This is a genomic window from Euhalothece natronophila Z-M001, from assembly GCF_007904085.1.
In the GTDB taxonomy this organism is placed as follows: domain Bacteria; phylum Cyanobacteriota; class Cyanobacteriia; order Cyanobacteriales; family Rubidibacteraceae; genus Halothece; species Halothece natronophila.
In genome coordinates this window covers 1,313,527-1,333,168 of sequence record NZ_CP042326.1, presented here as the reverse complement: position 1 = coordinate 1,333,168, position 19,642 = coordinate 1,313,527, and the positions used below count along the sequence as shown (strand labels likewise).

The 19,642-nt window shown below is 42.3% G+C and carries 18 protein-coding genes; 11 read left to right on the top strand and 7 right to left on the bottom strand.

The window, feature by feature from the left end; all coding sequences use genetic code 11:
* Positions 1-314: 314 nt before the first annotated feature.
* The 4 genes from FRE64_RS06320 to FRE64_RS06305 all read left to right on the top strand — a co-directional run bounded on the left by FRE64_RS06320 (position 315) and on the right by FRE64_RS06305 (position 5,174).
* Positions 315-1,826 (top strand): MFS transporter, encoded by a 1,512-nt coding sequence (locus FRE64_RS06320; protein WP_146297296.1) that lies wholly within the window; start codon positions 315-317, stop codon positions 1,824-1,826.
* A gap of 44 nt (positions 1,827-1,870) precedes the next feature.
* The gene (locus FRE64_RS06315; RefSeq protein WP_146295177.1) at positions 1,871-4,090 is read left to right on the top strand and encodes a molybdopterin oxidoreductase family protein; all 2,220 of its coding nucleotides are present in this window, start codon (positions 1,871-1,873) and stop codon (positions 4,088-4,090) included.
* 48 nt (positions 4,091-4,138) lie between these two features.
* Positions 4,139-4,594 (top strand): nitrate reductase associated protein, encoded by a 456-nt coding sequence (locus FRE64_RS06310; RefSeq protein WP_146295176.1) that lies wholly within the window; start codon positions 4,139-4,141, stop codon positions 4,592-4,594.
* Positions 4,595-4,697: 103 nt separating this feature from the next.
* Positions 4,698-5,174, top strand: a complete 477-nt coding sequence (locus FRE64_RS06305; RefSeq protein WP_146295175.1) for an SgcJ/EcaC family oxidoreductase — start codon at positions 4,698-4,700, stop codon at positions 5,172-5,174.
* 55 nt (positions 5,175-5,229) lie between these two features.
* On the opposite strand, the gene FRE64_RS06300 is transcribed toward FRE64_RS06305, so the two are convergent.
* Positions 5,230-5,928, bottom strand: a complete 699-nt coding sequence (locus FRE64_RS06300; protein ID WP_146295174.1) for a type 1 glutamine amidotransferase domain-containing protein — start codon at positions 5,926-5,928, stop codon at positions 5,230-5,232.
* 182 nt (positions 5,929-6,110) lie between these two features.
* Between FRE64_RS06300 and petL the strand changes: the two genes are divergently transcribed.
* Positions 6,111-6,206 carry a cytochrome b6-f complex subunit PetL gene (gene petL, locus FRE64_RS06295; RefSeq protein ID WP_146295173.1) on the top strand — a complete coding sequence of 32 codons (96 nt, stop codon included), beginning with the start codon at positions 6,111-6,113 and terminating at the stop codon, positions 6,204-6,206.
* A 157-nt stretch (positions 6,207-6,363) separates the two neighbouring features.
* Positions 6,364-7,449, top strand: coding sequence for an aliphatic amidase (locus FRE64_RS06290; protein ID WP_146295172.1), 1,086 nt, complete (start codon positions 6,364-6,366; stop codon positions 7,447-7,449).
* Here the strand turns inward: FRE64_RS06290 and FRE64_RS06285 are convergent.
* On the bottom strand, positions 7,446-8,549 hold the full coding sequence (locus FRE64_RS06285; protein WP_146295171.1) for an alpha/beta hydrolase: 1,104 nt from the start codon (positions 8,547-8,549) through the stop codon (positions 7,446-7,448). The two genes, FRE64_RS06290 and FRE64_RS06285, sit on opposite strands and share 4 nt — an antisense overlap.
* A gap of 80 nt (positions 8,550-8,629) precedes the next feature.
* Positions 8,630-9,028: a DNA sulfur modification protein DndE gene (gene dndE, locus FRE64_RS06280; RefSeq protein ID WP_146295170.1), complete on the bottom strand. Its 399-nt coding sequence runs from the start codon at positions 9,026-9,028 to the stop codon at positions 8,630-8,632.
* Between the two features lie 210 nt (positions 9,029-9,238).
* On the opposite strand from dndE, the gene FRE64_RS06275 reads away from it, so the two are divergent.
* Entirely contained in the window at positions 9,239-9,442 is a 204-nt protein-coding gene (locus FRE64_RS06275) for a hypothetical protein (protein ID WP_146295169.1), read from the top strand.
* Positions 9,443-9,463: 21 nt separating this feature from the next.
* Positions 9,464-10,627: a DNA cytosine methyltransferase gene (locus tag FRE64_RS06270; protein WP_146295168.1), complete on the top strand. Its 1,164-nt coding sequence runs from the start codon at positions 9,464-9,466 to the stop codon at positions 10,625-10,627.
* Between the two features lie 62 nt (positions 10,628-10,689).
* On the opposite strand, the gene glcD is transcribed toward FRE64_RS06270, so the two are convergent.
* The gene (glcD, locus tag FRE64_RS06265) at positions 10,690-12,177 is read right to left on the bottom strand and encodes a glycolate oxidase subunit GlcD (protein WP_146295167.1); all 1,488 of its coding nucleotides are present in this window, start codon (positions 12,175-12,177) and stop codon (positions 10,690-10,692) included.
* A 216-nt stretch (positions 12,178-12,393) separates the two neighbouring features.
* Here glcD and FRE64_RS06260 point away from each other — a divergent pair, with 216 nt between their 5' ends.
* Positions 12,394-14,928 carry a fused MFS/spermidine synthase gene (locus FRE64_RS06260; protein WP_146295166.1) on the top strand — a complete coding sequence of 845 codons (2,535 nt, stop codon included), beginning with the start codon at positions 12,394-12,396 and terminating at the stop codon, positions 14,926-14,928.
* Here FRE64_RS06260 and FRE64_RS06255 read toward each other — a convergent pair.
* Together FRE64_RS06255 and FRE64_RS06250 are read right to left on the bottom strand one after the other, a co-directional pair.
* Positions 14,925-15,704, bottom strand: a complete 780-nt coding sequence (locus FRE64_RS06255; RefSeq protein ID WP_146295165.1) for a photosystem II S4 domain protein — start codon at positions 15,702-15,704, stop codon at positions 14,925-14,927. The genes FRE64_RS06260 and FRE64_RS06255 overlap by 4 nt on opposite strands.
* On the bottom strand, positions 15,704-16,213 hold the full coding sequence (locus tag FRE64_RS06250; protein ID WP_146295164.1) for a hypothetical protein: 510 nt from the start codon (positions 16,211-16,213) through the stop codon (positions 15,704-15,706). The genes FRE64_RS06255 and FRE64_RS06250 overlap by 1 nt, the downstream gene beginning before the upstream one ends.
* Positions 16,214-16,503: 290 nt before the next feature.
* Between FRE64_RS06250 and serA the strand changes: the two genes are divergently transcribed.
* Positions 16,504-18,084, top strand: a complete 1,581-nt coding sequence (gene serA / locus FRE64_RS06245; RefSeq protein ID WP_146295163.1) for a phosphoglycerate dehydrogenase — start codon at positions 16,504-16,506, stop codon at positions 18,082-18,084.
* Positions 18,085-18,156: 72 nt separating this feature from the next.
* On the top strand, positions 18,157-19,050 hold the full coding sequence (gene prmA / locus FRE64_RS06240) for a 50S ribosomal protein L11 methyltransferase (RefSeq protein WP_146295162.1): 894 nt from the start codon (positions 18,157-18,159) through the stop codon (positions 19,048-19,050).
* 56 nt (positions 19,051-19,106) lie between these two features.
* Here the strand turns inward: prmA and FRE64_RS06235 are convergent, their stop codons facing one another.
* A complete protein-coding gene (locus FRE64_RS06235; RefSeq protein WP_146295161.1) occupies positions 19,107-19,556 on the bottom strand; it encodes an Hsp20/alpha crystallin family protein in 450 nt (149 codons plus the stop codon).
* Positions 19,557-19,642 lie beyond the last annotated feature (86 nt).

Genomic DNA, 19,642 nt, shown 5'->3' with positions numbered 1-19,642 from the left:
ATCGTCATTGATCATTCCAGCCCATCGCCATAGGAATCCCTCAATGGGCTACACAAAGCAAGAGAATTGATCATAAAGCTGCATCCTGAGTGCATCAAATAGCAATCAATATCAATTTTAATGTAAAAAAGGAAAACCATTAATGCAATTTTGTAATAATAATTTGTATTTTGTAAAAAAAGCTACACAAGTATCTAAAAACAATCAGTAAATTAGAGGAAATTCAGAGCGGTATGCCATCTCTGATCTTGGTTATTTCTCAAGAGAAAAAGATGATCTCTAACTAACTCGAAAATACCAAAAAATTGCTTATGATGAACATTTTATCTTTTCAAGGTCGTTATCGAATTTTACACCTAACGTGGTTTGCCTTTTTCCTCAGTTTTGTGGTCTGGTTCAACATGGCTCCCTTAGAAACCACCATTATGAGGGATATGGGATTAGACTCTGACCAAATGAGAACCCTTGGTATTGCCAATGTTGCCTTGACAGTACCTGCACGGATTTTAATTGGGATGGCTTTGGATCGATTTGGCCCCCGAATTACCTATTCAGCCTTGCTCGTTTATGCGGCAATTCCTTGTTTCATTTTTGCCTCAGCACAAGACTTTAATACCCTTGTTATTGGTCGTTTGCTACTAGGAATTGTTGGGGCTGGATTTGTCATTGGCATTCGCATGGTTTCCGAGTGGTTTCCCCCGAAAGAAATTGGCGTTGCAGAAGGAATTTATGGGGGTTGGGGGAATTTTGGCTCGGCTGCTGCTGCTTTTAGCCTTCCCAGTATTGCTCTTGGATTTGGCGTTTTTGCGGCTGGGGACTACAACTGGCGTTTAGCAATTATGCTCACAGGGGTGATTGCAGCGGTTTATGGAGTGATTTACTTCTTTAATGTTGAAGATACTCCACCAGGACGAGTTTATCAGCGTCCTGAACGTAGCGGTGGCATGGAAGTAACCACCAAACGGGACTTTTGGTTCTCCTTATTAATGAATATTCCTCTCGTTGGAATTTTAGGAGTTCTTGCCTGGCGTTTAACCCGAGTTGATTTTCTCAGTCAGCAACAGTTTCTCTTGATCTGTTTAGGGTTAGTGGCTCTCTATGCCTATCAATCCTATAAAGCATGGGATGCTAATAAGGCTTTAATGACAGGTAAGAAACGGTATCCTGCCGAAGATCGCTATGAGTTTAAGCAAGTGGCAATTTTACAGCTAACTTATGTGGTTAACTTTGGCGCAGAATTAGCAGTTGTTTCCATGTTACCTGCTTTCTTTGAGATGACGTTTGAATTGGATCCTGCTCGTGCTGGCATGATTGCCTCTAGTTTTGCCTTTATGAACCTGATGTCTCGCCCCGGTGGAGGACTTATCTCCGACAAAATGGGAAGTCGGAAATGGACGATGGCAGTATTACTGATTGCCATGGGAATTGGCTTCTTAATGATGGGCATGATCAACAGCAGTTGGTTTTTACCCTTAGCGGTAGTCGTAACTATGATGTGTTCCTTCTTTGTTCAGGCTTCAGAGGGTTCTACTTATGCGATTGTTCCCCTAATTAAACGTCGGGTAACAGGGCAAATTGCTGGCAGTGTCGGCGCTTACGGTAATGTCGGTGCGGTAGCTTATTTAACCATCTATAGCTTGATGCCTTCAGGGCCTCCTGCTGATCGGACTTTCTTCCAAATGCTGGGAGTTGCAGGGTTAATTGTCGGCTTCCTCTGTGTCTTTTTCTTGAAAGAACCCAAAGGCTCGTTCTCTGAGTTCCATGAAGGAGAAGAGGAGTTAGAACCCGTGGCTGAACCAGTTTCTAATCGTAATATTTCTGAGTAAGAGTTGATAGGGGTGACAAAGCAATGACCAAGGAGAAACAACAAATGACTGAAAAAACACTTTGTCCTTACTGTGGTGTTGGTTGTGGGTTAGAAGTTTTGCCACCCGCCCAACCTGGGAAATCTGTCCATCGTGATAGTGAAGGGAATCCCATTTGGCAAGTACGCGGCGATCGCGCTCATCCTTCTAGCAAGGGGATGGTTTGTGTCAAAGGGGCAACCATTACTGAATCTACCCATAAAAATCGCCTGAAATATCCCCTGTTACGAGACTCTCTTGATCAGCCCTTCCGTCGGGTGAGTTGGGAAGAAGCCTTAACTCGCCTCACTGATGAGATTAAAAAAGTGTCTCTGACTCATGGGGCAGATGGCATCTGTATGTATGGTTCTGGGCAATTTCAAACTGAAGATTATTATACTGCCCAAAAACTGCTCAAAGGCTGTTTAGGGACGAATAATTTTGATGCCAATTCTCGCTTGTGTATGTCTTCAGCGGTTGCTGGCTATATGCAAAGTTTGGGTTCTGATGGCCCCCCCTGTTGCTATGACGATTTAGAACAAACAGACTGTGCGTTTCTCATTGGCACTAATACTGCTGACTGTCACCCCATTGTTTTTAATCGGCTGCGGAAACATCATAAGCGTAATCGGGATGTAAAAATGATTGTGGTTGATCCCCGTAAAACCAAAACCGCAGAAGCGGCGGATCTCCATTTAGCCATTAAGCCGGGAACTGATATTGATTTAATGAATGGAATTGCCCATTTACTGTTGCGTTGGGGCAAATTTGAAAGCATCTTTATTGATGAATGTACCAAGGGCTTTCCTGAGTTTGTGGAAGTGATTAAACAGTATCCCCCAGAATTAGTGGCAAGAAAATGCGGAATTCGCATTGATCATCTAGAAGAAGCTGCTCAGTATTGGGGAGACTCAGAACGAGTGTTATCCCTCTGGTCAATGGGCATGAATCAATCGTCAGAAGGAACAGCGAAAGTTCGCACCTTGATTGATTTACATTTAATGACAGGGAATATTGGTAAACTGGGGGCGGGGCCATTTTCCCTCACAGGACAACCCAACGCGATGGGAGGTCGAGAAGCAGGAGGACTTGCCCACATTCTCCCGGGATATCGGGTGGTGAAAAATCCTCAACACCGTGCGGCCGTAGAACAAGCGTGGGGATTGCCTGAAGGTCGCATTAATCCCAACCCTGGGCGCGATGGTTGGGACATGATTCGCGGTTTAGAAACAGGTGAAGTCGGACTGTTTTGGGTTGCAGCAACCAATCCTGCTGTGAGTATGCCCGATATTGAACGCACGAAGAAAGCCTTGTTAAAGTCTAATTTTACGGTTTGTCAAGATGCCTACTACCCCACAGAAACCGCAGGTTATGCACATTTAGTGCTTCCAGCGTCGCAATGGGGAGAGAAAACAGGGGCAATGACCAATTCAGAACGAGTCGTTACCCTGTGTCCAGCATTTCGCAATCCTCCCGGAGAGGCAAAAGCAGATTGGGAGATTTTTGCAGCCGTAGGACGACGGTTAGGGTTTGAAAAAGAGTTTAATTTTGCGAATGCGGCGGAGGTTTATCAGGAGTTTGTGGGCTTGACGCGCGATCGCGTTTGTGATTTAAGTGGATTATCCCACCAACGATTACGAGAAGAAGGCCCCATTCAGTGGCCCTGTCCAGAAGGGGAAACAGAAACTATTTCCTCAGGGAAACGCCTTTACACTAACTTACACTTCCCCACAGCAGATGGTCGCGCTAACTTTGCTGGCTATCATTCTAGAGGACTCGCCGAACCCGAAGACGAAAATTATCCCTATGTCTTGACAACAGGACGCTTATATGGTCACTGGCACACTCAAACCCGCACGGGCAATATTCCCAAAATCACCAAAATGCACCCCTATCCTGAGTTAGAAGTTCATCCTCGGGATGCCAAGAAATTAGGGTTAGAAGAGACAAAAGAGGAAATTTGGGTAGAAGCGCGATCGCGCCGCGGTAAAGCCCGACTACGGGTTAAAATTACCAAAGCTATTGCCCCTGGCACTGTTTTTATTCCCATGCACTGGGGCGCACTTTGGGCCGATGATGCGGAAGCTAATGCCCTTACCCATCCTGAATCTTGTCCATCATCTAAACAACCCGAATTAAAAGCCTGTGCAGTGCAAATTATTCCTATTAATAAACCTTCTTCAGAAACAGCAATCAATGCTGAACCCAAATTACAAGAGTCTCTGAAAAAGTTATTGCCAATTTAATTTGTTGTTTGTCCTTTGTCCTTTGTCCCCTGATAACGAATAACAAATATGTTCTTCCAATTTGAAGCTGATTTTGTAGAAAGTTTACGCTGTATTCCCATGCAGGTACGGCTAAAATTAGATACTTGTGGTGTTAAATTAAAATTGCACCATTGGCATGAATTTAGTCAAACCGAACGGGAAGAATTAGTAAAAAAGCCTTGTGAAACATCTGAAGAGGCAAAGGCTTATAAAGAATATTTGCAAACTTTGGTTGTTAGTCATACTGGTAGTCCAGCGAAAGAATTAGAAATTGATCCCAATCCGCCGTGGCTAAATTCCAATGCGATTCCAGAACAATTACAAACTAAAGCCTCAGAATTTAATTTAACAATTACGGAGCAACAATGGAAGCAGTTAACGCCTTTACAGCGATTTGCCTTAATTAAATTATCTCGTCCAAGTCACGAAAATAAAAACTTTTATCCTGCATTAGAAGAATTTGGGCTAACTGATAATGCTTAAAAACATCAAAACTCAAGTTAATTGTTTTTGGAGTTAGGGGTTTATAAAAATGTATTATAAACAAGATCAAGTCTATCCTACATAAAAAAGCTATCATGATTTTTTGGCAAAAAACGCTCTATTATCAACTCTCTCGGCAAGCCTATTACTGTCCCTAACTCCCTTACCTAGTTATAGTTCTGAATCTCCTGAATGTGCAGAAGCTAGTGAAGACGATATAGCCGCCCTATTTGATCGCTGGAATGATTCGCTAGCTACATTAGACCCAGATCAAGTTGTTGATAATTACAGTCCTGATGCTGTTCTACTGCCAACATTATCCGATGAAACGCGAGATACGCCAGATTTAATTAGGGACTATTTTGTGGACTTTGTGGCGCAAGAACCGCAAGGAGTCATTGATGAGCGCAACATTAAAATTGGCTGCAATGCTGCCTACGATGCTGGCGTTTATACCTTTACTCTCGTTGATGAAGAGGGCAATGAAACTGAGGAAACTGCTCGCTATTCCTTCGTTTACAGCTATCATGATGGTGAGTGGTTAATTGAACATCACCATTCTTCCCTGATGCCAGAATAAACTAGAAGTGATCACATTAGAATTAGTGATCACAGAGAATTCCCAACTACAGCCTCTAGCTTAGTTGGGAAGGATTCACACTTAGTTGTTCAAGAACTGCCTTTGCTGTAGCTTCTGATGACGCTGGATTTTGACCTGTGATTAAGTTGTCAGCACTGACCACATGAGGGTGCCAATCATCTGTTCTTGAGTAATGACCACCCTTGGCTTTGAATTCGTCTTCTACCAAGAAAGGAACCACCTCAGTTAAGCCCACAGCACTTTCTTCTGTATTGGAAAAACTGGTAACAGGTTTTCCCTGCACCAGAGGAGAACCATCCGCTACTTTAGCCTCTCGAAAAACACAGGGACCATGACAAACTGCTGCTACAGGTTTATCTGCTTGATACATGGTTTCAATTAAACGAATTGAGTCTGAATCTTGAGCTAAATCCCATAAGGGACCATGACCCCCTGGATAAAATAAACTGTCATAATCGCTAGGAGAAACCGTTGAGAGTTTAACTGTATTCGCGATCGCGGCTTTGGCTTGTGAGTCTTGATTAAAACGATGGGTTGCTTCTGTTTGAAATTCTGGCTGTTGACTTTTGGGATCTATAGGAACTTGTCCCCCTTGAGGAGAAGCAATGGTAACCTCTGCTCCAGCATCTTTAAAAACATAGTAAGGAGCAGCTAGTTCTTCTAACCAAAATCCTGTAGGGTTTCCTGTATCACCGAGCTTGTCATGAGAAGTAACTACTATTAAAACTTTCATAGTAAATAATTTTCCTTTATCTTTAAGGTTGGTCGTCTGCTGAACCAAGTTCAGTAGTTAGAAGCAAGAATTTCTCATTATAATCTTTGATTTAATGGGAGAGTGTCAACTAACAGCAGGTAGTGAATCCTTGCCCAAAACTTGCTAATCTAGGAAAGATAATTAAATTGGAGCTTAAAATTATGTCTGGTGCAATTGCATATCTTGGTATCTTAATTGGTTATACCGTACTAGGTTTAGGACTCTATTTTGGGTTACGTGCAGCCAAAATTATCTAAGTCGATTAACTCGGGGTTGGGAAGTTGCACAATTCTCAACCCTTTCTCTAGGCAAAGAAAAAATTTTGTTAAGTCAGATACAGACTGCTTCTGCCTCATTGCCGTATTGTTTCCCTAAGATTCAAAAAACTTAACATTACGATAAGCAAAACTATATATGGCATATCATGGCGATATTTCATCCAGCGCAGATGCAGTTGGGGTAGCAGTGGTTAACTACAAGATGCCTCGTTTGCATACAAAAGAAGAGGTAATTGAGAACTGTAAGAATATTGCCTCAGTTATGGATGGGCTAAAAGTGGGATTACCTGGAATGGATTTAGTAATTTTTCCCGAGTATTCCACTCATGGCATTATGTATGATCCTGATGAGATGATGGCAACGGCTTCTGATATTCCGGGTGCAGAAACCGAAATTTTTGCCGAAGCCTGTATTCGTAACCGCACTTGGGGCGTTTTTTCCCTTACAGGTGAAAAGCACGAAGACCACCCGAAAAAAGTTCCCTACAACACCCTAATTTTAATGAATGATCAGGGGGAGATTGTTCAAAAATACCGCAAAATTATGCCTTGGTGTCCCATTGAAGGCTGGTATCCCGGAGAACATACCTATGTTTCAGAAGGGCCTAAAGGACTTAAAATTAGCTTGATTATTTGTGATGATGGGAATTACCCTGAAATCTGGCGCGATTGTGCCATGAAAGGGGCAGAATTAATTGTTCGCTGTCAGGGTTATATGTATCCTGCGAAAGAACAGCAAATTATGGTTTCCAAAGCAATGGCTTGGATGAATAATACTTATGTGGCGGTAGCCAATGCGTCTGGGTTTGATGGCGTTTACAGCTATTTTGGTCACTCTGCAATTGTCGGCTTTGATGGGCGGACGCTTGGAGAATGTGGCGAGGAAGAAAATGGGGTGCAGTATGCGACTCTTTCTAAATTTGCTATCCGTGATTTCCGCAAAAATGCCCAATCTCAAAATCATCTCTTTAAGCTCCTCCATCGCGGCTATACAGGTATGATTAACTCTGGGGATGATGAAGATGGAATGCAACAATGTCCCTATGATTTCTATCGGGAATGGATTCTTGACCCAGAAAAAGCTAAAGAAAAAGCAGAAGCCATCACTCGTGACACGGTTGGAACTGAAGAATGTCCTATGGAAGGATTGCCTAATCAGTCCAAGGTTCAGCCTGCAACAAAATCAGAGTCAGCCACGAACTCGGTGCAAGTCAAAGGTTAATTCTTACGTAAAGCCCATGCCAGAAAGCGTTCGGTATGGTATAAAGCTAGCTGATTACTAATCCCAGAAAACAGTGCATCAAAGGCGTGTTCTGCCCAAGGGATTTCTAAATAAACCGACAGATTATCTTTAGCTTGCAAGTTTTGATCCAGTCTCTTCCCAAACTTTGCTTGTACTAAGTGATCGCGCCCTGCATATATCAGTAAAGATGGGGGGAGATTGGGTCTTAAATAACTAGATGGGGAAGCCTCTTGATAGCGTTCTGGTAACTCTTCAGGTGTTCCCCCTAAGAAATTACGAAGCACGGCTTGTATATTAATGGGATCAGGAGAGGGGAGATCATAATAACCATTACTAAGGTTGATCGGGCCATAATAGTTAACAACTGCGCGAAATTTCATCCCATGAGGCTGATAAGCGGCAAGCATGGCAAGATGACCGCCTGCAGATCGCCCCATAATTGCCATGCGTTCTGTATCTACTTCTAATTCATCAGCATGATCTTGGATATACTGGAGAGCAGTTTGGACATCTTCTAGCTGTGCTGGAAATTTGTGTTGTGGGGCATGGCGATAATCAATGGCAATGACGGTATAGTTTTGACTAGCCATGTAGCGACTAAAGGCTTCGTTATTACTGGGGTTTCCTTGTCGCCACGCGCCTCCATAAATGATTACAAGGGTGGGATGTTTTCCAGTTTCTAAGGGCTGATAAGTGTTAAGTTTAAGTTCTACTCCTTCAGGATGGGCAAAGGGAATGTCTCTTTGGATGCGAATCTCTGGCAGAGAAATTCCTCTTACTATGTCTGTCACTACAAGGGGTTGAGGGCGCATTTTGCCTTGAATTGCCTCGGGAACTTCCTTGAGATAATCACTCCCTAATTGAGTTTCCATTTCCTGAGTAAAGTGAGTATGACTTCTTGGAAATTGAAGGAGGGGGAGGGTACTAACTATCAGCGCGATCGCGCTACCACTGATTAAACTATACTGTAACCAATTCAAGGGAAGAAAAAAGGTTGTTAACAAAAGCGCGATCAGGTTGAAAACGACTAACCATGGACTCACTTCGGCTGCCACCACCCCAAAAGGTAAGAAAAACATTGTAGGCGCTGGAAGAACTATCCAAAGTGCAAGAAAAATTCCCAAAACAGCAACGATTAAACTTAGAACTTGTAAAAGGATCACGATGCTGACTCTTTCCTCTCAACTGTTTTCACCAAATCTTCAATGCTTTTTATATTAATATCCCCTGCTAAATAGCTAATACCGCGATGAAGATGTAATCGAAACTGCTGGGCAAGGGTTTCTGAATCAGTGCCTAACCCATCCTGATAACAGCGCTGTTTGAGGGCAATTACTAACAAATCTGACATTTCTCCCCCAAAGACGCGCCAAGTTAGTTCTAAGTTACTATCTGCTGGAATGGGAACAGGAGACGGCTTAGTTGGTTCAGCTAGAGAACGACAAAACCCCCAACGACAGAGAATATTCCATTGCTCAATTTTTGTATAGCGTTTAAGTTTAATCAGTTGATCGCGCCCCATTTTAGACAAGCGAATCCGTTCTACAGGAGGTTCCATAAACCAGTAATATAAAATGATGGGTCAATTTTTGGCAATTTTATCTTATATCGAAACGGTACAGAAGCGCGATCGTCCGTTTTTTTTCCTCATGTCACTACCCTATTGAACTCATTAATAGTTCTCGAAGATTCCCTATATCCTGTATTCTAAATAGCTAATTAGCTAATTATTGCTATAATTAGAAAAAAGATAGCTCAATAAATTAAGATGGCTCAAACACACAGAAAACCTGTTTATATCCAACCTAAACATCATGACATATTGCGACGGATTGCTTTTGAACAGAAATGTAATATTTCAGATGTTTTAGATGTCCTTTTAGATGAGGCAGAATGGCAAAAAGTAGCTAAAATTGCTAAAACAAAACCTAAAATTAGAGCTAAAGAACGACAAAACAAATATAAATACTAAAGATAGCATAATAATACAACTATGAAAAAGAAATTTATTGATTTATTTTCAGGAGCTGGTGGAATGTCCTGTGGACTAGAGATGGCAGGATTTCAATGTTTACTGGGAGTTGATTACGACGCAACAGCTATTAAAACTTTTCAATTAAACCATGAAAAAGCAGAAACTATTATTGGCGATTTAAGAGGAATTTCTCTAGAGACAATTCAGGAAGCAGTGGGTTATGAAAAAATTGATTTAATTTGTGGAGGACCACCCTGTCAAGGATTTTCTACAATTGGTCAAAATAATCATCAAGATCAACGGAATTTTCTTTTTGGGGACTTCTTACGTATTATCGAAGGTCTTTCCCCTGATTATGTCATTATGGAAAATGTAACAGGACTTTTATCAAGAAGAAATGAATCTACTCTCAAGGTAATTCTTGATAGTTTTAGAAAACTTGGCTATCGGGTTGATATCAGAGTTTTATCAGCACATCATTATGGTGTTCCTGAAAAAAGAAGACGAAGCATTTTATTAGCTAATCGCTTTCAAGTTCAAAACTTGTATCCTGAAATTGTATTTACTGATCCTGAAGAAGAGGAAAAAGGTTCTTCTTTACCCACAACAGTAGCTTGGGCGTTTGAGCATTTAAAAACAGATGATAATCAAATGTTTAATCATGATCTAGAAAAAGCTCAAATTGCTAATCCTCTGGAGAAAAAACGTTTAAGTTATATTCCAGAAGGGGGAAGTATTCGATATGAAAGAGATCAAAAAACTTATTTACCTCCTGAATTGTGGTTTGATGTTGATTGGGAACAGTTATTAGAAAGACGTTTTCGAGAAGCAAAATTAAGACGGCTCGATCGCGCTGCTTGTGCTGGTACAATTAACACCAGCCGTACAACTTTCTATCATCCCACAGAAGATCGATATCTTACCGCAAGAGAAGCCGCTGCCATTCAATCCTTTCCTGCAAACTATATTTTTTGTGGAACAGTGACTCAACAGTGGCGACAGATTGGAAATGCCGTTCCGCCGTTGATGGCAAAAGCAATTGGTCATGCAATTTTGCAGTTAGATCAAGAAAAAGAAAACATGGAAAAAGCAACTGATATTCCTGAAATAGATTCAATTCGATCGCGGGCTTTTACTTATCCTAAGAAAAAAAATAAAAACTCCAAATCAGGTAAAATTTGAAAAATCTTTTCTTCGTAGCTATCTCCTTTGTTATAACCCATAATCATCCAGAAATAGCCTTATCAATATAACTGCGCCCCCTTCAATTCTGTCGTTTTTTTAGCATTCGCTGCTTCCCCACAAGTGCGAGGCGTTGGAAATAACTTTGTAGGGTTTGCCAACCCTTTCGGGTTAAACGCATTGCGAACATACTGCATGGTTTCAATATCTACCTGATTAAACATTTGGGGCATATAGCAATTTTTATCCGCACCGATGCCATGTTCCCCAGAGATACTACCTCCAGCTTCCACACAACGCTTAAGAATTTCTCCCCCAATTTCTTCCACCACTTCTAACGATCCCTCAACAGACTCATCATACAAAATCAGAGGATGTAAATTACCATCTCCAGCATGAAAGACATTGGCAATGCGATAGCCATACTCCTTACTTAACGCTTCTATATCTCGTAACACCGTTGCCAACTGGGTACGCGGTATAACTCCATCTTGCACAAAATAATCAGGGCTTAAATGTCCCGCGGCGGCAAAAGCAGCTTTTCGTCCTTTCCATAATTTAGCTCGTTTTTCAGCATCCTTAGCAATAGTAGTGTCTCTCGCTCCATTTTTCCGACAAATTTCTGCAGTACGCTCAATATTATGGGTAACTTCTACTTCTAATCCATCTAATTCTACTAATAAAATTGCCCCAGCATCGCGCGGATAACATCCCGCCCCTACTACATCCTCTACAGCATTAGTGGTCAGGTTGTCCATCATTTCCATTCCCGCCGGGATAATGCCATCCCCAATAATGGCTGCAACAGCATTTCCCGCCTCTTCGATGGTTTCAAAATCGGCAAGTAAAACGGCTACAGACTCAGGGGCTTTTAATATTCGCAAAGTAATCTCGGTAGCAATGCCCAATGTTCCCTCAGACCCGACAAATAAGCCCGTGAGGTCATAGCCAGGCATTTCTGGGAGGGTTCCCCCAATATCTAATATTGACCCCTCTGCGGTGACAATTTTGAGTCCCAATACATGATTTGTCGTTACTCCATATTTGAGACAGTGAACGCCACCTGAATTTTCAGCAACATTGCCCCCAATAGAACAAATAATCTGACTAGAAGGATCTGGGGCATAATAAAAGCCTTTTCCACTTACCGCCTGTGTCACCCAATTATTAATTACTCCAGGCTGTACCACTACACGCTGGTTAGGAAGATCAGTTTCTAAAATTTGATTCATCCGTGCAGTAACAATCAAAACCCCATTTTCAATGGGTAATGCACCTCCAGACAGCCCTGTTCCAGCTCCTCTTGCTACCCAAGGGAGATCATACTGATTACAAACTTTCACTGCCCCGGCAACTTGTTCGGTGGTACGGGGAAGCACTACCACTGCTGGACGTTGACGGTAACTTGCTAACCCATCACACTCATAAGTGAGCAGTTCATCTTTACGTTGAACTACTCCATCTTTTCCCACCACTTGTTCAAAGGCTTTGATGATGGGTTGCCATTGCTGATTTTTTTCCGCTTTGCTTAATAGGTTTTTTAAAAACATCAGTTATCAGGATCGGTGACACTCCCCTTGCTAGGAAAAAGGGTATTTTTACCTCAATAGGAAGCCGTCAAGAAAGAATTTAATTTAGCCCTCTTTTCCCCTAATTAAGGAGAATTGGAGAACTTTTTATTAAGAATATTATATCATGAAGAATTGCCTGTAACCTACGCTTTTAACAAGGGTTAAAATTCATGAGGTGGCTGTAATTTATAAGTGATGAAACGTTGGGAAGTTAGTCTTTTAGTTATTCTTTTTTTTGTCTCAGGTTTTGCGGCGCTGGTTTATCAAGTGCTGTGGATGCGAGAGTTGGGGCTTTTATTTGGTAGTACGGCTCAAGCAGCTGCTTTAACTATTGCTGTGTTTTTTACGGGGTTAGCCTCTGGGGGGTGGTTTTGGGGAAAACGCGCGCCTTATTTTTCCTCTAGCTTACGGTGGTTTGGCTTTCTAGAAATTGGCATTGGGATTACTGCTCTTAGCCATTTTATTTTAGTTGATACTTACCATCAGCTTTATCCAATATTTTATAGCCTTGTTGGGGATTCTCCCGTTTTAGATACAAGCATCAAGGCTCTTATTGCTGTAACTCTATTGTTACCTCCCTCTTTTCTTATGGGAGGAACTTTACCATTGATGGTGCAGCATTTAGTTCGTCAACGGAAAGATTTGGCAACACAAGCTACTCAATTTTATGCTGTCAATACGTTAGGTTCGGCTACAGGAACGTTAGCTTCTGCTTTTGTGTTTCCTCTAACTTTGGGGTTTCAGAATGCTTATTTATTGGCAGTGAGTTTAGATATTGTAGTCGGAAGCGTTGCCCTATTTCTATCAGGCTACCCTGCTACTAATGATAAAGAGCGTTCTAAGCTAGAAACTTTCTCCACAACAAACCAAACTTTACCTCGGAAATTGACGCATATTTCTCCCGTGGTGATTTCGGGGATTGCTTTTAGTTCTGGATTTGCTTCTTTGGGGATTGAGGTGATTTGGACAAGATTATTTTCACAAGTTTTACATAATTCAGCTTATACTTATTCGGTTGTTTTAGCAACTTTCTTGCTGGCTTTAGCCACGGGAAGCGCGATCGCGCATGGATTAGCTCGCTTTCGTCAATTTCCCCCACTTCTTATTTTAGGACTATTATTATTCTTAGCAGGATTAGCAACGGCCATCTCTCCTTGGGTATTCTATGAGGTAACTGATGGTTTGTCTTATATTGGCAGAGGCTTAGGCTGGTGGGATTATCTGTTCAACATCGCTGGGGTTGCCTTTGTGGTAATGTTTCTCCCAGGAATGATTTTAGGAACAGTGCTTCCTTATCTAATACGAATTTTAGAGGCTGATCCCCGCCAGCCCAGTGAGATTATTGGTCGCTTAATGGCAGCGGATACAGTTGGGGGAATTTTAGGCTCTGTCGGAGCAGGTTTTCTGCTATTACCCCTTGTGGGAAGTTGGCGCACCTTACTGGTTTTAGCCGCAATTTATCCTTTAATGTTAGGGGGAATTGCATTATCTCGTGTAAGTTGGCTTCGGAGCGCGATCGCGGTATCTTCTATTGCCCTTACCATCATAATCAGTGGAATGGAATTACACCCCTTACAAGCCGTTACCTTTGGGGCAGGGCAAAATGATCAACTCGTGGCGATGAAAGAAGGCTCTCATGCTAATGTTGCCGTTGTCGATACTGCCAGAGGGGGACGTGCCATCCGAGTTAATACTTATTATACCCTTGGTAGTTCCCAAAACTTACATTTAGAAAGAAATCAAAGCGTTATTCCCTTAATGAATCATTCTCAACCAGATGATCTCTTTTATTTGGGAATGGGAACAGGGATTAGTGCAGGGGCAGCCATGCCTTTTCCTGTGAAGCACGTAACTGTGTGTGAAATTTTACCCGAAGTGGTTTCCCTCGCGGAAGCGCACTTTGGAGAATGGACAAATGGCTTATTTACTGATGAACGAGTTACTATTCATGCTGAAGATGGACGAAATTGTCTCAGTCGCAGCCCTCAAACCTATAACCTAATTATCAGCGACTTATTTACCCCCTGGAAACAAGGAACAGGAAACCTTTACACTCTAGAAAATTATCAAATCGCGAGGGAACGGTTAAAACCTGATGGCGTTTATGTACAATGGATTCCCCTCTATCAAGTTTCAGAACGAGAATTTGGAATTATTGCTCGGACGATGAGTGAAGTTTTCCCCCAAGTAGTTCTCTGGCGCGGCGATCTCGGTTCTAGTCGTTCTATTGTGGCACTCGTGGGACACAAACAAGAGCAAACCTTAGACCCGAATATTATCAGCGAACGGGGTCAAGAAATGACCGAAGATTGGACAACAGAGAGTTTACAAGCCCTTTTACTGCGACTCTATGTTGGCAATATTACTGCTAGCGGACTATTTGAAGACTATCCTCTCAATACAGATACCTTTCCTTACATTGAATATCTTGCCCCTGAAACTCACCGCAAAGTGCAAGCAAGAGAAACGAGATTTCTAATTGGACATGAACGAGAACAACTCTATGAAAAACTACGTTCTGCGGTTCCTCCCGAAAGTGATCCCTATCTTGCCAATCTCAACTCAGAACAGTATGGCTATATTCGGGCGGGACACCACTACTCTCGCCATAATCTTTTACAACATATTCGTCAAACCCGACGGGCTGATCCCCACCTAGAGGTATTTGAACGGAATTCGCCCCAAGACACTTGGCAAAGAATTTCTCCCGCCCGTTGGCTCATTCCCTAGCGGTAACGAGTCAATTGAATCCGATAGCGTTGTTTTTTGGTTATAGAAACTTCTCCCACTTCTGCTCGTCCTTTACCTTGGACTGCAATTAAATCTCCCTCTTCTAGGGTGTGACTAGCTTGAGTGACGGGTTTCCAATTCACGCGAACATTTCCTTGCGCGATCGCGCTTGCCATCTTACTCCGCGACATCCCAAATGCTGCCGAAGCCACCGCATCTAAGCGCATAGAAGCCTCTACGGTTGTCATTTCTTTCTTTTTGGGGGGACGGATTTTAAGTTCCTCTAAGCCAATTTCTCTCACCTTGACAGGCACGGATCGCACTTGGCTTAAATTCGCTTCTAAAAACTGCACCAATTCAGGCACAACTACAATTTGTGCCCCTCGTTCTCCTAAAACAATAATATCGCCTACTTTTCCTCGGACAACTCCTGTGCCTAAAATTGCCCCTAAAAAATCACGATGGGTTGCTGTATCAAAGAGGAAATTACCAGCAATATCAATGGCAGCCAGAGGAATTTGCGAGGGATCTAAGTCTAATTCTGCGCGAGTAATTGCCATGCGCGTTCGTTCCGCTTGGGGATAGCCACCTCCCACCACAAACTGAATATCAGTTAGGGGAGAAAACTTTTCCTTAGCTTCTACCATGACAGGGGGAGAGAGAAAGTCGGTACAGACTACTTCCCAAGTTTTAATCGCTTGTTCAGCTAAATCAATAATGCGCTTAATTTCATCCCGATTTTCTACTCCTTTTAATATTTCTTCTTTTGGTAGCATTATTCTTGTTCTTCGTACCCCTGTAAACTTTCAGGATTAAACTGGCGTAAAATGCGAGTTGCCTGTTCTTTAATTAAATCTGATCCTTTCACCACAATTAAATATTTTCCTTCATTAAGGCGATTGCGATAAGGAAGGGCATCCCCACTGCCAAAAGCAATTCCCACACCGCCACCAACAAAAAAAGCCCCCATTAAAGCCGCGATCGCGCCAAAAAAGCCACCAATCACATGATTACCAAACTCACCCGCCCAGTCAAATAAATAAATCTCTGTTAATACATTAAAGATATACCCAGCAGCAAACCCAAAGGGAAACAACCACATTGCCATCCGCATAATCTGCTGTTTCGCTTGACTATTGGGATTAATCAACCCAAACTCATCCGCCGTTTTATAACCCCTCCCCACCATATCTACCTGTTGTTCATTAATTCCTTCTTTTAAGAGGGTAGTATAAGCATCTTCCGCTTGAATCCGATTCCCCAAAACAGCAATTAAATATTTCATTACCCTTAAATTCTTATCCTTAGCACCATTGAACCTCCATTTTATCTTAACCTTAATCTCTCCCCATCTCCCCATCTCCCTTTCCCCCCATCTCCCCATCTCCCTATCTCCCCATCTCCCCATCTCCCCATCCCCCTATCCCCCCTCCCAGAATGTCCCAAATTATGAAAAGATACAACGGGTGCTCCTCGCTAGATCAGGATCAATTCTCACCGAAAGTAAACCATTGTCCCTTAAACTCATAAGCAGAGGACACCTTCTATATACTGTTGATTTCAAAAAAATAACCCATGGCAAAAGTTTTAGTATCAGACTCAGTCGATCAAGCAGGAATTGATATCCTCTCGCAAGTAGCACAAGTAGATATCAACACCAAACTCTCTCCCGAAGAACTGATCCAAGCAATTCCAGACTATGATGCCCTCATGATCCGTTCAGGAACACAAGTAACCTCAGATGTTATCGAAGCGGGAAACCAACTCAAAATTATCGGTCGTGCTGGGGTTGGTGTCGATAATATTGATGTCGAGGCAGCCACTCGTCGAGGCATCATGGTGGTTAACTCTCCTGAAGGGAATACCATTGCCGCTGCCGAACATACCTTAGCGATGATGTTATCTCTGTCTCGCCATATTCCTGAGGCAAATCAATCGGTTAAGGAAAAAAAGTGGGAACGTAAACAGTTTATTGGGTCAGAAGTTTACCAAAAAACCCTTGGCATTGTGGGCTTAGGAAAAATTGGGTCTCATGTAGCGACAGTAGCTCGATCTATGGGGATGAAATTGTTGGCTTATGATCCCTTCATTTCTGCCGAACGTGCCGAACAATTAGGCTGTCGCTTAGTTGATCTCGATATTATCTTTACCGAAGCTGATTATATTACTCTACATATCCCCCGCACGCCAGAGACAGAAAATTTAATTAATGCCGAAACTTTGGCAAAAATGAAGCCAACGACTCGCATTATTAACTGCTCTCGGGGTGGGGTAATTGATGAAGAAGCTATTGCTGAGGCTGTTGAAAAAGGCACAATTGCTGGAGCTGCTTTAGATGTATTTTCCGAAGAACCCCTAGGAGAATCTCGCTTACGAGAGGTGGGTTCTAATATTGTCTTAACCCCTCACCTCGGAGCTTCTACCGAAGAAGCACAAACCAATGTTGCGGTCGATGTCGCGGAGCAAATTCGGGATGTGTTGCTCGGTTTACCAGCGCGTTCTGCAGTTAATATTCCTGGTCTCAATCCTGAGGTTGTGGAAAAATTACGTCCTTTCTTACAATTAGCAGAAACGTTAGGTAATTTAGTGGGTCAGTTAGCAGGGGGACGCATTGATCAACTTAATGTCCGCTTACAAGGAGAATTAACTGATAGTCAAAGTCAACCCATTGTCATTGCCGCTCTCAAAGGATTGCTTTCTCCGGCTCTACAAGAACGAGTTAATTATGTCAACGCCTCCATCGAGGCAAAAGAACGGGGAATCCGAGTGATTGAAACTAAAGATGCCTCAGTTCATGATTATTCAGGTTCGTTGCGTTTAGAAGCCACTGGCGCTTTAGGTGAGCATTCTGTAAGCGGTGCATTACTAAGTGATCAGGAAATGCGGATTACTAATGTTGATGGTTTTCCAATTAATGTTCCACCCAATAACTATATGTTATTCACCTTGCACCGTGATATGCCTGGGGTAATTGGTAAAATTGGCTCTCTACTCGGTGGGTTTAATGTCAATATTGCCAGTATGCAGGTAGGACGAAAAATTGTGCGTGGGGATGCTGTGATGGTTCTCAGTATTGATGACCCCCTTCCTGAAGGCGTTTTAGAAGAGATTACTAAAGTAACTGGCATTCGTGATGCTTACATAATTAAGCTCTAAACAGGTAGAATAACGATGTGGGAGTCAGCCACTGTGCTGAAGCCCCACATTGATCTAATCAAGTAATTAAAGATGGCAACTTGGTGGGAAATCCAAATTATCTGTGATTCAACGCTAGAAGACATAATTTTTTGGCGATTGAATCGGTTTGGCTGTGATGGCATGGCAAGCGAAAAACGAAATAATGATTTTTTGGTACGGGCTTATTTGCCACAATTACGAGCACATCCTTTAGATTTAGCCGCTTTATCTCTCTGGCTGCGCCAAGATGCCATGGTTATGGAAACAGCTTCCCCCCAAGTGAGTTGGCGTTTAATTGATGAGGAAGATTGGGCAAGTAGCTGGAAACAGCATTGGAGTCCTCAAGAAATCGGCGATCGCGTTTTAGTCTGTCCGGCGTGGATAACTCCTCCTGAAACGGAGCGGCTGATCTTGCGCTTAGATCCAGGTGTGGCATTTGGTACTGGTGTTCATCCCACTACCCAACTGTGTTTAGAATCTTTAGAAATGCGCTATGGCTTTGGTAATACAGGAGGCGTGATTGCTGATATTGGTTGTGGTTCAGGGATTTTATCCATTGCTAGCTTATTATTTGGGGCTGATCAAGTCTATGCTACAGATACAGATCCTCTTGCAGTTAAGGCAACTCGTTCTAATCGCGATCTCAATCAAATTGAACCAAAACGCTTACAAGTAGAGGAAGGAAGTGTTCAGCAACTTCTCTCCATGTATCCTCATCGCTTTGATGGCTTTGTTTGTAATATTTTGGCAGAAGTAATTCTTGATTTGATTCCCCACTTTAGCGCGATCGCGCACTCCCACACTTGGGGCATATTAAGTGGTATCTTAATGGAAAAAGCTCAGCCTATAGCTGACCGTCTGGAAGAACATGGTTGGAAAGTGGGAACTCTTTGGCGACGCAAGGAATGGTGTTCTCTCAATATCCGCCGTAAATTAGAAGATTAACTTTCCTGATCAAAATAGAGTAAAAAAAAGGTGGGAGTAACCCACCTAGAAAACCATTAATGATTGACTTTCACTTTTACCGCTTTTTGTTTTTCTTCCTCAGCTTTAGGAAGGGTTAACTCTAGCACACCATTTTTGTAGTCAGCTTGGACATTATTATGGTCAATGCGACTAGATAACGGAATAACGCGTTGAAATGTTCCATAGCGAAACTCGCTTCGTTTCATTCCATTTTCTTCAGTTTTTGATTCTGATTTTCGTTCCCCACGAATAGAAATATTTTCTGCGCTCACTTGAATATCTAAATCATCGGGGTTCATTCCGGGAACTTCCAACCGAAGATGAAACGCTTCTTCCGTTTCTTCCATTTCTGCTGGGGGAACAAAGGCGGTCAAGTTATCATTTTTTTGATCAGAGTATTTATAGCCTAAACGATCAAAAATATGATTAAATTCTTGTTGAAGTTCGTCCATTTCACGGAAGGGTTGCCAACGAATTAAAGCCATAATTCATACCTCCAAAAATAACCATGCTTGTAGAAACCTTTGAGGATTTTTTCCTACACTTTTAAGGTAAACTAAAACTAATCAAT

What these genes read in the sequence shown, in the direction of transcription:
- FRE64_RS06320 (WP_146297296.1), top strand. Translation starts at nt 315, where the DNA reads ATGAACATTTTATCTTTTCAAGGTCGTTATCGAATTTTACACCTAACG.
- FRE64_RS06315 (WP_146295177.1), top strand. Translation starts at nt 1,871, where the DNA reads ATGACTGAAAAAACACTTTGTCCTTACTGTGGTGTTGGTTGTGGGTTA.
- FRE64_RS06310 (WP_146295176.1), top strand. Translation starts at nt 4,139, where the DNA reads ATGTTCTTCCAATTTGAAGCTGATTTTGTAGAAAGTTTACGCTGTATT.
- FRE64_RS06300 (WP_146295174.1), bottom strand. Translation starts at nt 5,928, where the DNA reads ATGAAAGTTTTAATAGTAGTTACTTCTCATGACAAGCTCGGTGATACA.
- petL (WP_146295173.1), top strand. Translation starts at nt 6,111, where the DNA reads ATGTCTGGTGCAATTGCATATCTTGGTATCTTAATTGGTTATACCGTA.
- FRE64_RS06290 (WP_146295172.1), top strand. Translation starts at nt 6,364, where the DNA reads ATGGCATATCATGGCGATATTTCATCCAGCGCAGATGCAGTTGGGGTA.
- FRE64_RS06285 (WP_146295171.1), bottom strand. Translation starts at nt 8,549, where the DNA reads ATGTTTTTCTTACCTTTTGGGGTGGTGGCAGCCGAAGTGAGTCCATGG.
- dndE (WP_146295170.1), bottom strand. Translation starts at nt 9,028, where the DNA reads ATGGAACCTCCTGTAGAACGGATTCGCTTGTCTAAAATGGGGCGCGAT.
- FRE64_RS06275 (WP_146295169.1), top strand. Translation starts at nt 9,239, where the DNA reads ATGGCTCAAACACACAGAAAACCTGTTTATATCCAACCTAAACATCAT.
- FRE64_RS06270 (WP_146295168.1), top strand. Translation starts at nt 9,464, where the DNA reads ATGAAAAAGAAATTTATTGATTTATTTTCAGGAGCTGGTGGAATGTCC.
- glcD (WP_146295167.1), bottom strand. Translation starts at nt 12,177, where the DNA reads ATGTTTTTAAAAAACCTATTAAGCAAAGCGGAAAAAAATCAGCAATGG.
- FRE64_RS06260 (WP_146295166.1), top strand. Translation starts at nt 12,394, where the DNA reads ATGAAACGTTGGGAAGTTAGTCTTTTAGTTATTCTTTTTTTTGTCTCA.
- FRE64_RS06255 (WP_146295165.1), bottom strand. Translation starts at nt 15,704, where the DNA reads ATGCTACCAAAAGAAGAAATATTAAAAGGAGTAGAAAATCGGGATGAA.
- FRE64_RS06250 (WP_146295164.1), bottom strand. Translation starts at nt 16,213, where the DNA reads ATGAAATATTTAATTGCTGTTTTGGGGAATCGGATTCAAGCGGAAGAT.
- serA (WP_146295163.1), top strand. Translation starts at nt 16,504, where the DNA reads ATGGCAAAAGTTTTAGTATCAGACTCAGTCGATCAAGCAGGAATTGAT.
- prmA (WP_146295162.1), top strand. Translation starts at nt 18,157, where the DNA reads ATGGCAACTTGGTGGGAAATCCAAATTATCTGTGATTCAACGCTAGAA.
- FRE64_RS06235 (WP_146295161.1), bottom strand. Translation starts at nt 19,556, where the DNA reads ATGGCTTTAATTCGTTGGCAACCCTTCCGTGAAATGGACGAACTTCAA.